Consider the following 14435-nt stretch of genomic DNA (forward strand, 5'->3'; position numbering starts at 1 on the left):
GGTAAGATATTAATCGACGGTCACGACATTATCACCCACCAGAGGCTGGCTCAATCCAACATTGGCTATATGCCAGACATGGCTCCAGTGGCATCTGATCTGAAGGTCTGGGAATTTCTTGACATGTTTGCTGGAGCACACGGGCTGAGTGGTATAGAAAAATCGACCAGAATTGATGAATGCATAGCGATGGTGGACCTACAAGCTGAGTACCATTCCATGTGCTGTTCACTTTCTCGCGGGATGATGCAGCGTCTAGTTTTAGCCAAAACTATGCTCCACCGACCTAGTTTACTTATCCTTGATGAGCCCGCTAGCGGTATGGATATCAAGTCTAGGGTAGGTTTACGGAAGATCCTCCGTGACCTTTGTAAAGAAGGTTCTACGGTAATCATCAGTTCACACATCCTCCCAGAGCTAACGGAAATGTGTGATATGCTAGGGATCTTACATCGAGGTGAATTACTAGATTCAGGCAGTGTCCACGGAGTGTTCCATCGAATGACTGGGCTTCTTCCAGAAATTCAAGTACGTCTAGCGCAAAGCCCAGACATGCATTGGAAAGAATGGCTAAATTCACAAAAATTCGTCTCCAACATACTTGGAGTCGATGTCAAAAATTACAGCTTCCACTATGAAGGCGAAGACAACGACCTCGCCGAGCTTTTACAAAAAATGGTGGCTGCTGGCTACCTAGTCTGCCGCGTCAACGAGCGCCAGCGCAGCCTAGAAGAAATCCTCCTCGACCTAGAATACGACGGTCACTAACACACTTCTCCCTCTCAACTATGTCCGACGAAGTTCAAGCTGAAAGACTCAAGGTTCTGCCTCAATGCTGGCAGCTTTGGAGCAACCCGCTCTTTCATCGCTACCGGCGTTCGCGCCTACGTTTAGGTTCGTTAATCACAGGAGTATTGCTCTATGGCGGAACTTCGCTCTTGTTCTATCTCATGGCTCTGGGTTTCACGATGACCCAGACAGACTTGCCTTTTGAGCGAACGGCTGTGTATCCATTTGGATTCTTAGTTTTGCTCCAGCTTTTCATACTTAACTTCGTAGGAACTGGAGAAGTAGCAGCGGGAATGGCTAGAGAGTCTGTGGATGAAGTACTCACCTACCAGCGCCTAACGCCCTTGAGCCCAGCTACTAAAATCATTGGTTACCTCTTTGGTCTGCCAGTGAGACAGTTCTATCATTTCATCCTCACTCTTCCCGTCACATCCATCATCATTATCACAGGTCAAATACCTGCTAAAATATGGATACCTATTTATGCTGTGCTCTTTACATCTACTCTGATGTTCTACCTACTTGCCATGTCGGTGGGATTCATCATGGGTAAGCGTTTTTCCGCACTCATCTCGCAGGGACTCGTTGCACTGCTCTATTTCGCTCTCCCTCAGTTGTCCAACTTTGGTTTTGTTATCTTTGAATATCTAACGATTCGTCCTGCGCTATTGGCAGCTGCTAGTAACATGCTGCCCATGGTGGATATGTTCGAGCACGATCAATACGCGCTTTTCTATAACTGGGAGGTCTCCCACACCATTTATTGTATCATACTCCAATGCCTCATTGCCTGGATATTTTACAGCTTGATGCTCCGGCGCTGGCGCTCAGAAAGTTCACACCTACTCAGCAAATTTCAATGTGTCGTAATTGCCGGCATGCTCCACGTTATCATTCTCGGTGGAATTTGGGCCAATACCTCTAACGGCTCTATGTTTAATGTGGAAATCCAGACGAGGACACCAGTGATGGCTGGCCTCCAAAAAACAGTGGCCGAAAATGTTGAAATCATCGCAGCCACGGTTCTATCGCTCTACGGGCTCATTGGATTCTCCTTTGCTATACTGCTCCAGTACATCTATACCCCAGATAAATTCCGCTACTTGGCAGGGCTCCGAGAACGGAAAAACCAAGCGAAGACTCCCTATGCTATTCTCTCAGATTCAGCTAGTGGCATACCCTCGAGTCTACTCATTGCAGTAATCACCACAGCAGCCTGGTTACTCTATAGCAGTCATCTTGCAACATCTCCCAAAGTGATGGAGTACATTGCCCACAAATCATGGAAGCTAGTAGATGCTATGCTCATCGCAGTATCAGTCACGACTCTACTGTCGCACGCATTTTCTCTCGAGTATCTTGGTAAGAAACTCAATGCCACTATTGCATGCTTTATATGGGTAATCCCACTGGCTGTCGCTCTTTTACTTTCTGCGTGGAATTTCGGACAAAAAGCATCGAGCTTTATTTATGGTCTCTCCCCTCTAGCAATGGACTTCTCACCAGGATACATCATGGCTAGCATTCATAATTCTGAAGATCCAACACTCTTCATCTACGGCTGTAAAGTTGGTGTCCTCTTTTACCTAATTATTGGCCTCTACTCCCTTAGCCGTATCATCCTTCGTCACAAACGCTCTATGCGACTTCGTGACATCGTCTAAATGCTAAAAAACTAATTGCTGGTTTTTCAACATTTAGTGAAACTTATTCTCATTTCCATCACGATTCAAAAACTTAGAATAAACGATTATAGTACCATGAAAGTCCTCTTCTTAACCACCCTGCTATCAGCACCGCTCGTATGGGCGCAGCCGATTTTAAATTTGAGCTCATCTGAGCTCCTACCTGAAACTCGCTACGAGCTGGTTTTTGAACAACCGGTCGTTAGTAAGGACCAACTCAATCAACCACAGGCGAATGCCTACCTCAAAATAAGCCCAAAGCTTAAAGGTCAGATCGTATGGACCCAGCGCAACATCGCACAGTTTCTCCCCAGTGAAGCTCCAAAGTTAGGAACTAACTACACCTTTAGCACGACTCGAGGAATCAGCTACGAAAACGGGAAACCAATTCCTACAGTGAAGCTCAAGACCAGTTCGACACCTGACTTTAAAACCACTTACCACAGACGCTACAGCAAGAAGAATAATCGGATGCCCTATAGCTACTTGCGTTTCAATGACGACATCAAGCAAAACAAAGTCGAAACAAAATTTTACTACATCAATAAAGAAGGCACAGCAACCCCAGCTGCGGTTAGACAAGCGGAATGGGCCGACTTAGAAAGCACATACTACATCAAACCTAGCTGGCAGCAACGCTTCCAAAATGTTCTCACAAAACGCGCTGGAGGCGAAGTAGATGACCCCACTGAGTGGGCTAAGAATAAATCCATTTCTAACGGACTCATTGTCACTCCAAAATACCCACTCTCAATCGGCGAAGACTGGGTTCTGGTGTTGAAGAAGAATACTCCCAATGCGTCAGCCTCAGACAAAACTAAAGCTGATGGAAACTACCACATTTGGGACATCGACCCATTCAACATTGATACAATAATTCCTGCGGTCATTGCTGATAGGGCGCGGTCAATTTATGTCGAATTCAGTGCCGACATCCCCGAAGAGTTCGACATAGAGTTACTTAAAGAGGTCGTGCATGTCTACCCGACACCTAAGAATCTAGGTTTCAAACGCCGATACAATAACACCCTTCAAATCACTGGTGACTTTCAAGACCGCGACGACTGGAAAGTGACTATCGATAAAGAATTTAATGCAAGCAATGGATTGATGCTCGGCACCCCAGTCAGCAAAGACATAAAGTTCCACTACGTCCCCTCTGGTTTGGCCATGGCTAGTTACGACTCTGCCCAGCTCGCTAAAGGTGATAGGTCATTCAAAATAAATACAGTCAACATGCGCGAAGTGCGTGTGCAGATAAAATCACTCAACAACGAGCAAGCTATCCGTGCGACCCAAGGGTATCGCCATTATTCAGGTAATGGCCACGACTATAGGTCCATCAAGGACAATGGCCCTCTTCCTTTCGAACTCATTAGTGGCACAGCAGTATACGATGAGGTCATCCAATTGGATAACGCCATAGACACTTCTAGAGACATTCACCTTTCATGGGATGAAATACTCCCTAGTCACTTGCGCAATGCTACCTTGTTTATTTCTGTTACTGGACAACCAAAAGCTAAACTCGACAAGAAAGCATCTCAAAAACGCCGAGTTCAGTCACTCGTTCAACTCACCGACATTGGACTTGCTTGGAAACTGAATGACAAAAAAGCATGGGTGTATGCCTACTCACTAAACACAGGAAAACCCCTCAGTGGAGTTGAACTCAGCATGTATGGAGAAGATGCTAAAAAGCTTCATTCAGCAACAACAGACACTTTAGGCCTAGCCGTTATTGATTGCTCCAAAAACGACCGTCATCTCATCGCACGCACTAACGATGATCAATTCACTGTGACATTTGATAAATCACTTTCGACTGTATCGATGTGGAGATTCCCTGTCGATTTCAACTGGGCTTCTACTGACCAATGGCAGCACAAGGTCATGCTCTTCACTGACCGAAACCTTTATCGACCAGGTGAGACAGTTAGACTCAAAGGAATCGTGCGCGAGTTCAACGACAATGCTATTCGTAAGAGTGGTCAGTCAACTATGCGACTCTCCATTAGAGACCCAAGAAATAAAGAGGTCACCACCACCAACCTCAGCATTAGCAAAGCTGGTGGATTTAATCATAGTTTCACTCTGCCCACTGAACTCGTTGGATCTTTCACCCTTCTTTGCACTCTCACCGACGAAGAAATCACAAGTAATAAAACATTCAGCCACAGATTCCAAGTGCAAGACTTCCGAAGAAACGCCTTTGTACTCAAGCCTAACCTGCCTGCCCCTTCCGTCGCAGATAAGGACGTGCAGTTTGATATCGAGGCTAAATACTACCAAGGCACACCCGTAGCTGAAGGCACATTACATTGGTATGCCTCCTCATCCAAAATCGGGTTCTACCCAGAAAAGTTCCGCGACTTCCAATTTGGCGACCACCGAAACTACGACCCGTATTATTGGAGTCACTATTTCGGTTACGGCAGCGGCAGTAGATTCAGCGACACCCAACATTCCAATGGCACAGCCACCCTGTCAGCAGAAGGAACAGCATCTATTACTGCTGCCATTCCACAAATCGAATTTCCAGCACCACAGCATATCTCCATCACTGGTGAAGTCACAGACTCACGCGACCAAACACTCAGTAGCGTCCGCAGTACCACCTACTTCCCAGCTGATTACTTTATCGGGATCCAAAGAAGTGATGCCCTGATCCGCGTCGGAAATAAAAAAGACCTCAACATCGTCGCAGTCGATACAAAGGGAGAGTTCCTCAGTGATAGCCAAACTATTGATATAGAAATCGAACGCGAGTACTACGAGTCAGTTAAAATCTTGGCAAAAAATGGCACAACCAAGACACACAACGAAAAGCGCACAGAAAAAATAAGCTCGGAACCCTTCCAGATATCAGCAGGAAAACCTACCCCATACGCATTTAGCCCACAGAAGTCAGGTCGCTACATTTTCACGTTGAATGGCACAGACATAAAGGGGCACGCCACACGCACGGCTTCTAGCTACTACGTTTATGGTAGTCAAGAATATCCATGGGCCACAGAGGATGGGCATCGTATAAAACTCGTGAGTGAGCAAAAGAGTTACAAGCCTGGCGACACTGCACGTATTCTAGTCATGACCCCGATCGAAGGCACAGCATTGGTCACAGTGGAGCGCCAAGGTATTATTGAAAGCTTCCGTAGAGAGCTCAAGGCTGACAAACCAGTTTTGGAATTTCCTATCAGCGAGAACTTCGCTCCAAATGCTTTTGTCTCCGTTTTGATCATTCGTGGGTCAGATGTTAGTCCAAGAAAATTCAAGCAGCCCGCACTCAAGTTAGGTTTCTGTGAGATCATAGTCTCAGACAGCAGTAAAGAACTGGTAGTCAGCATCGACAAACCTAGTTCCAGTGCGCTTCCAGGGCAGGAAATAACACTCACTGGAATAGTTAAAGACCACCTTGGAAAACCATGCAAGGACGCCGAAATTGTTCTTTTCGCTGAAGACGAAGGCACGCTTGCTGTGATGGGATTCTCAACACCAGACCCACTCAAATTCTTCCATTCCCCACTCCAGCTTTCGCTTAGAACAGGAGTATCGCTCGGCTACTTCATCGATGATAATCCAGACCATCGCTATATGGGTAATAAAGGGTTCACTATTGGCGGTGGAGGTCTAGCCGCCAAGATGATGGAAATGGATGGTGAAGCAATCCAGAACCGTACAAATTTCGACCCATGTGCCGCTTGGTTTCCCTCAGTGACATCAAATTCTGAAGGAAGATTTTCGGCCACATTCAAAACTCCAGACACACTCACCCGCTACCGCATCATTGCAATCGCTCACGGTGCTGGAGACCAATTTGGTTCCGCTGAATCCTCGTTCTTGGTCAACAAGGACATCATGCTAGAGCCCAAGCCACCACGCTTTGCTCATGAAGGTGATTCTTTAATAACCAAAGTCCTCATAGAAAACACCAGTAACTACGTTGGCACATGGGATATCACCCTGAAGGCTGATAGTCTTTGTTCTATCCCGGAAGGAATAAACAACACTCTGACTCAGACCATTCAACTAAAAGCGCACAGTTCAGCCACACTAAGCTACCCTGTTAGTTTTATCAACACAGGCGAGACCACTTGGACGTGGTCAGCAACCCCGCGATCGATCGAAGGTCAACAACTCACTGTCGCACTAAAAAAACAACTCAGCGACGGCATCGAGAACACCTTCAATGTCGCCTACCCAAGACCTTTACTCCATCAGGCTGACTTTGCCCGACTTGAGAAAAACACACCCACCAACCTTGTAGCGAACATGACACCTATCATCATGAACGGTAGAGGTCACATGGATCTAGAGTTCTCTAACTCACTACTGCTTGAGGCTGGTGGAGCCTCAGAATATTTACTCAGATATCCCTATGGTTGTGTAGAGCAAACAACTTCCAGTTTGATCCCTTGGTTTGCCGTCAGTGACCTGAAAGGGATCGTTCCAGGCTTCTCCAGCAAGTCTACTCATCAAGTTACTGAAGCCATCCAAAAAGGTGTCGATAGACTCCTAAGCATGCAGACTTCTGACGGTGGCCTAGCCTACTGGCCTGGTGGAGAACGATCAGAAGACTGGGCCAGCGTCTATGGTGGCATGGGACTATTACTAGCAATTGAGCAAGGAGCCAAAGCGCCTGAGGCATCAATCAAAGCTCTCTCTGGCTACCTCCAATCGATTGCTAGAAACCCAGTCAAAAAGGGCACTTACCGTTCTTGGAGAAATGACACACGTGCGCGTGCGCTCTACGTTCTCTCTCTTGCCGGTGCTGCAGATATGGCGACTCAGAATAAACTCTACGACGAACGCCACACTCTCAGTACCTCAGCGCGTAGTTTCCTCGCCCTTGCCATCCACCACAGTGGCGGCAGTAAAAAGTTAGCAACTGAGCTAATAAGCACGACTGGAACACTCCCAGACAAAGGTCACTGGATGCGTTACCGAAGTGACATCCCAGTCCAACTGCTCGCTTGGTCCACTATCGCACCAAGAAATATTCAGGCAGAGAAAATGATGCAAAACTTACTCAACCAACGAAACCCACAAGGCCACTGGCGGACCACTTGGGTCAATGGTTGGGCGATGCACTCCATGGCAGCCTATGCACGCTACGTCGAATTCAGCCGCCCCGACAGCAGTATAACTCTGCAAACAAGTTCAGGTACAAAAACAATCAAACTCACTAAAGACAGCCCGCTAAAGTTCCTCCGCATACCGCTTACAGAAGCTCAATCTCTCATAGCGTCCTGTGAAGGCAAAGCGTACACCCGCATTTTAGCTGCGTCTAAACCTGAAGTCGCTCCATCAGGACCGACATCTAACGATGGTATCACTATCAGTCGGCGCTACGAGATGATCAACGACAAGGGCGAAGCTAGCGCATTAGGGCAGCCACAGGTTGGAGACCTAATACAAGTAACACTGACTGTAGGTATCCCAGCAAATGCCATGTACATCTCCATCGATGACCCATTACCTAGCATCCTCGAATCGGTCAACGACGACTTCGCCTCGCAAGCCAGCGTCCACAGCAATAAAGTCAAACACAACTACCGCATTTCACGCAGCGAGTTTAGAAACGAACGCAGTCTATTTTTCCTCAACCGCTCATGGGGATCGCAGAAACAAGAAATCAAATATCTAGCGAGAGTCACTGCGGCTGGCACAGTGCACGCACCACCGGCGAAAGCTGAGTCGATGTACAATCCGTCACAGTACGGACTTTCCGAAGCCCACACATTCACCACACTGAATAAAGCGGCCACAGCTGGCGAGTAACACATCTTCCTATGATTCTGCTCAGCCAAATATTCTGGGATAGAAATCCTCTAGCTCGCAACCGTGCAATGAGGAATTCTATAAGGATATTGGCTGTGTTATCAGCCATAAGCCTAACTCTTTGGTATTTAGTCCCTCTTGCATTTCAGCTAAACAACAATGCCCTAACTGGTCCTCCTCCCTCTGTACTCATCCTCGATTATCAAGGATATCCTCTCCACCACCAAGCGCGAAAAGACTACTATTTCAGCGAGTCAACTCCGCTAGAGGGTATCCCTCAAGCTTTGATAGATGCCACTCTAGCAGCAGAAGACAAACGTTTTTACGACCACGCTGGTGTGGATATTCTAGCGAACCTGCGCGCCATAAAAGACTCAATCGAAGCCGGCAGGATGGTAAGTGGCGCGTCGACCATTACTCAACAAACGATCAAGCTCACGACTGGCTCTCCCTCCAGAACATTTAAGACAAAAATCATAGAGGCTCTCAGTGCTCGCCACCTAGAGATGCGCTATAGTAAACAGGAAATACTTGCCTGTTACTTCAACCACCTCAACTACGGCAATCTAACTCAAGGTCCGCGTCAGGCATCTCTCCATTATTTTGGCAAAGAACTCAGCGAGTTATCGTTAAGTCAAACAGCCCTACTCGCTGGACTCCCTCAGGCTCCATCACGGCACAACCCAAGAAGAAATCCGAATAACGCAAAAAAGCGTCGTGACTGGGTGTTACAACGCATGCAGGTCACCTGCAATTATCCTAGCTCACAGATTCAACGAGCCATCAACGAACCAATCCAACTAATTCCTAGGAGGTACCAACAACAAACTCAGCTCGCGCAACTAGCTGTATCCCACAGGAAACAAGGTTCACGTACCATTCGCACCAGTATTGATGGAAAACTCCAATCCAGTGTTGCGCGCATACTAACAGAAGAAGTGGCCAAGCTCCATCAACACCATGTCAACAATGGTGCAGTTGTGGTCATCGACAACCACACGCGTCAGGTTAGAGCTCTCGTTGGCACCGCGGATTTCACCGCTAACTCTGGCCAGATCAATGCCGCTCTCACTCCACGGTCTCCGGGGTCTGTGCTCAAACCCTTCACCTACCTGTTAGCGATTGAAAAACTCCACTACTCGCCAGCCACCATTCTAGCCGATGTACCGACTAACTATGCAGGAATCCGAGGGCCAGAGGCATTTATCAACTACGATCGCAAACACCGAGGCCCAGTAAGCCTACACTCAGCTCTAGGTAACTCGCTCAATGTCCCAGCGGTGCGAACTCTCAACTCACTCGGTGGCCCTCGTGCACTCCACAGTTTTCTCCAACAATTAGGATTTATCACACTCACTGAAAAACCAAGTCACTACGGCCTAGGACTCACACTAGGGAGCGGCCCGGTCAGGCTGATTGATGTGACCAACGGCTTTGCTACTCTTGCCTGCCAAGGTAAAGCTGCCGAATTCATCCTTTTTCCCGATTCTCAAACAACCAAACGCAAACGCGTTTGCTCACCAGAATCCGCCTACCTCATCGCCAGTATTCTCACTGACAATCTTGCTCGCTCAGCCAATTTTGGAAACAACTCTCAACTCAGGCTCCCATTTCCCTGCGCTGTCAAAACTGGCACATCTTCTGATTTTCGAGACAATTTCTGTGTAGGATTCACCGCCGATTTCACCGTTGGTGTCTGGGTGGGCAATCTATCGAACCAGCCAATGAAAGGCATCTCAGGAGTCACAGGAGCGGGCCCAGTGTTCCACCAAATCATGCTCGAGCTACATAAAAACCAACCAGCACATTGGCTCAAGAAACCCGACAACGTAGTTGCTGTCCATGTCGACCCACACACAGGCAAGCTACTTCCCCCCTCCCATCCCCGCTTTCACCAAAGCACACACACCTTCACCACCAAAAAACACATTCCCGACTCAGCCAGCCATGATGATTATTCAGAAAGCGGTCAGGTCTATCTAGATGACCGCTTTACCGAATGGTTAAGTGAAAGTCCCAGCCCACCCTTCATTGCTGACCTCACTCGTCAACATGACGCACCGCTAAGGGTGCTCTCACCTGCCCGTGATGCGACCTACCTCTTAGACCCCGACCTACCAGATAGAGGTGCTTATCTATCACTCATTTCTAATGACCCCGATTCGACTGAGTGGTCTTGCGAGAGTCTCGAGATAATCGAACACCACAACACACCCACCATTATCCTCACTGAAGGCGAACACCAAGTCACCGCCCACCACCGAGCGACTGGAAAATCCAGCAGCATTCGGTTTTCAGTTAAAGAACTCTAATAAAACGGAGTTTACCGCGAAAAATACGAAAGGTTCGAAAATTGTATGAGGAAATCTTTTTAAGACGAATGAGCACAGAGCCGTTGAATTGACTGCACACATTCTTCTTGGCGCATGGACCATTCTAAATAACCTAAAGGAATCACATTGAGTCCTGCACGCCCTAGCATCATCACCTTTCGCAGTGAGATAGCTGGCTGCGTCGCACCAGGGTAACCGATAAGATCAATTCCAGTTGTCTCACCTTTGTGCTCAACCACTAGATCGACATCCACTCCTGCTACTGAAGCTCCCAGTTTACAATCGAGACCTCTAGCCTGAAGACTCGCACTCACATCTCGCGAAAAAGCATCGAGGTTATTGTCTATGTTAGAAACAAGATATTCCTCATTAGTGACATGCGTTAGATACTGAGAAAGAAGACTATCTAGCTTTAAGTCCTTGGCTTCAATTGAGTGAAAGACGTGCTGTTCATTGCGAGCACGAGTCACAGCGACATTAAAGACGTCCTCACGTTCAAGAAACCGAACGCTTGCAGATGAAGTTCTAGCATCCACACAAAGCGACATGAGCATGATGTCACGTTCTTCACCTTGGAAGCTGTGAGCTGTACCAATCAGTAAATCATGCTTGTTTAGCAGAGACTGCAAACTCGTACCTCGAAATTCCTCAAACACAGCTTTGGTGAGGGCATCCACTTGCGCTCTGAATGGACTAAGGACACCGATGCTAGATCCGCTATATCTGTCTGGCTTCAGCAAGAACTCACGAAGCCAATCACAAATGGCTGAGACTTCCCCACCATTCACCCCTTTGGAGTCTCTTTCTCCATTTGAAGTAAAATGACCTATGGTTCCAGCTTCTGCACCTGCACCACGGCCTAGAGCCCATGGTCTGTCTCGCATGACTTTGAGTTGTTTATGGTAAAACCTTTGGTTGCTGAATTCAATAATGCCGTAGTGTGAACGAAAATGCTCATCTAAATATCCCGTGTTAGAGTGATCTTGAATACAATCAATCGCCACATCCATCAGGCTTCGGTTACGAAAATTATAGGCCATTTGGGATTCTGGCGTGACCGAGAATTGAGTACCAAATTCTTGCATCGAATGGTTAGACAAGAAGCTCACATGGCGTAATTGCTTTGTGTCACCTACCACTACCACTCGTTTAGCTCTCTGTAGGACTGGCAAAATACTCGCAAGATCGCATTGGCTGGACTCATCGATGATTACCACATCAAACAATTCCTTTTTGAACGGCAGTACGCGGTGTACGTCCTCAGCACTGCTCAACCATACAGGAAAGGTTTCCAGTATAACTTGGAGATCGATGTCTCGCATAGCCAACTCCTGCGCGCTGCCTTTAAGTTTACGAATGGCTGCTAGAAACTTCTTTAGTTCAGCACGGCTTGAGCGATTTCCGAGTAATTTCGTGACAGCACAACGCCTTTGTAGGCTCACATATTCAGCCACCAACTTTTCTCGCTCAGCTTGTAGTAACTTATAATGCTGATGAATCTCTGACAGCACTGGGCGCCGTTTCAGAGAGTAATTGTCGAACACCCTCTGCAGCTTCACCAACAGATTAGGGCTTGGGTCGAATTTACGATCACCCCTCTCAATTGATTTTTTGTATTCATCCTCAAGAGCGTTCTCTGCATCTTCTATCAGAGTTATTTTCTCAAGTATGGTTTCCTGTAGGTGTTCTAACGACACCATAGATTTAATAGCGAAGTCTCCACCACCGTTCAGAATTAGAGAAAGGAAGCCTTTTAGATCTTTCAGGTGTTCACGTCTGCCCGCCCTCACCGTTGCATACGCCCCTCCGATCATGGCATCTATTTTTTCATGCATCACATTGACGGCATGGTCATTCCTAGAAGTCACCAACACACTTTGCCCTCGCACGATATGATCCAGAGCAATCGCTGCCACGGTGTAGGACTTTCCTGTTCCAGGTGGCCCATGACACACGGTTAAAGGATATTTTCTGGCTGAGAGTAGCACCTTCTGTTGTTGCGCACTCAGAGACGCGGGTATAAAAAATACCCGCTCATCAGTGGCTTTCGAGAGTGCAGGATCTTCTCCCAAGAGAATTTTGATTCCATCTGAAAACTCAGAACTTGAGTAGTCAGCCATCTCAGTGAGTTCTTGCAGCACCCCGCGTGTCGAAACGGAACGCTCAACATTACCTAAACCAGCAGCTGAGAGCACGGAAACTTGGTCGCATGTCCCAGCTTCATCAACTACTTTGGATGAAACCAAATGAGGCCACTGCAATAGGTTTTCAGCATCTGCTTCAGGGCAATACCGATCGATGAGGCGTTGGATGTCAGCGACAACAGATGTGTCTAGACCTACGCCAGATATAAGCTCTCGGAGTTCACGTTCAAAATCTTTATCACCTCCTAGTGCATCCAAGGCTGTCCCATTGATTCTAGCTGATTTCAGTCGAACCTTGAGAGCATAGTAATTCTGGTAGTCAACATCCGCATTGAAAAGAACCAACGGCGCACGGTGTACCCCACCAAGCATTTTGCCACAGACAAAAATTGCCCCGTAAACTAACTCGCGTTCACGTTTGTGCATTTCTGTGAAGGCATGCGCTGACTCGCCATATTTAGGAGCCAGTAGCTCGTGATCAAATTCTAAATTCAGCAAATGCTCTTCACCTGAGCTCATACGACGGTTTTTCACCTTCGAGCTACTAAAGAAATCGCGAATCCCGAGTTTTGATCGGTCCTCACGATAACAGGCTGTTAGCCATGGCAATAAAGTAGAATGGAACATATTAGCGCCAAATAAGCCCACCTAACACAGCCGCAACGAGTACAGCCAACCATGCCGGAATTTTACGCGTGCCTAACGCGAGGAAAATGGGAACTACAATCACTAAGTCTAGAGGCTCGCTGACGACTTTAGCTTTAAACATGTGAACCAAGGCAGCAGCTAACAAACCGACTACGGCAGCATTTGCGCCCATCACAGCACCCTTCGCACGAGGCATTGATTTCAGCCAATTCCATACAGGAACTCCTGCTACTAGTAAGAGCATCCCCGGCGTAAAGATTGCCACAGTTCCGATAATACCACCCAACCAGGGATTACCTCCAATCCCCACTGATGCTCCAATGTAAGATGCTAGAGTAAACATAGGTCCTGGGACGGCCTGAGCTGCACCGTAGCCAGCAAGGAAGGAATCTTGCTCCATCATTCCTCCGCCAACAAAACTCGATTCTAACAATGGCAATACCACATGGCCTCCACCAAATACCAAAGATCCAGCACGCAGTAGACCTGCAGTAACATTAGCCCCCTCTCCCATTCCCGCTAATAAAGGCAAACAACAAACAGCTCCAATAAAAGCCGCAATTCCCACCACACTCAGTATAGGCGGCTTACCACGCCCTTCTACTTCTTCCTTTTTGACGTGGACTTTGGATTGTGAAAAAAGATAAGCCCCCACCACTCCGCCAAATAGAATAACTAGCGGCTGGAGCCATGCTTGTGAGGCTAACAACAAAACCCCGAGTGATCCAAGTGCTACGAAGAGCTGGGGTAAACCTGGGCAGAGTTTCTTATACATCCCAATGACTGCTAGAGCTACAATTGCAACAGCTGCTAGTTTGAGTCCATGAATCCAACCGGTGCCTAGAGCGTCAGAGATTGGCTGCAGTCCTACCGCTAACAGAATCATCAAAATTGCTGAAGGGAGAGTGAAACCAATCCACGACCCTAAGGCCCCCAACCATCCACCTTTTTCGTAGCCAATGATTGCCCCGAACTGGCTACTCGCGGGACCAGGTAGAAATTGGCAAAGTGCCAACAACTCAGCAAACCGTTCTTCACTGATCCAGCCATGCTTG

Annotated in this window: 6 protein-coding genes; 4 read left to right on the forward strand and 2 right to left on the reverse strand. The window is 47.5% G+C overall.

Going from position 1 to position 14435, the window contains the following annotated elements; all coding sequences use genetic code 11:
* From ABGY95_RS07290 to pbpC, 4 genes are all read left to right on the forward strand, one after another.
* Positions 1–768, forward strand: a 768-nt coding sequence (locus tag ABGY95_RS07290) for an ABC transporter ATP-binding protein (protein WP_347441028.1), incomplete at its 5' end; no start/stop codon positions are given.
* Between the two features lie 20 nt (positions 769–788).
* A complete protein-coding gene (locus tag ABGY95_RS07295; protein WP_347441029.1) occupies positions 789–2453 on the forward strand; it encodes a hypothetical protein in 1665 nt (554 codons plus the stop codon).
* A 96-nt stretch (positions 2454–2549) separates the two neighbouring features.
* Positions 2550–8255, forward strand: coding sequence for an MG2 domain-containing protein (locus ABGY95_RS07300; RefSeq protein WP_347441030.1), 5706 nt, complete (start codon positions 2550–2552; stop codon positions 8253–8255).
* Positions 8256–8350: 95 nt separating this feature from the next.
* Positions 8351–10567 (forward strand): penicillin-binding protein 1C, encoded by a 2217-nt coding sequence (gene pbpC, locus ABGY95_RS07305; protein WP_347441031.1) that lies wholly within the window; start codon positions 8351–8353, stop codon positions 10565–10567.
* A 59-nt stretch (positions 10568–10626) separates the two neighbouring features.
* Here pbpC and ABGY95_RS07310 read toward each other — a convergent pair whose 3' ends face one another.
* Positions 10627–13359: a DEAD/DEAH box helicase gene (locus ABGY95_RS07310; RefSeq protein WP_347441032.1), complete on the reverse strand. Its 2733-nt coding sequence runs from the start codon at positions 13357–13359 to the stop codon at positions 10627–10629.
* Between the two features lies 1 nt (position 13360).
* Positions 13361–14435 (reverse strand): chromate efflux transporter (chrA, locus tag ABGY95_RS07315; protein WP_347441033.1); only part of this gene is annotated, 1075 nt, incomplete at its 5' end.

This window comes from Rubritalea sp., from assembly GCF_039830215.1.
GTDB lineage: Bacteria > Verrucomicrobiota > Verrucomicrobiia > Verrucomicrobiales > Akkermansiaceae > Rubritalea.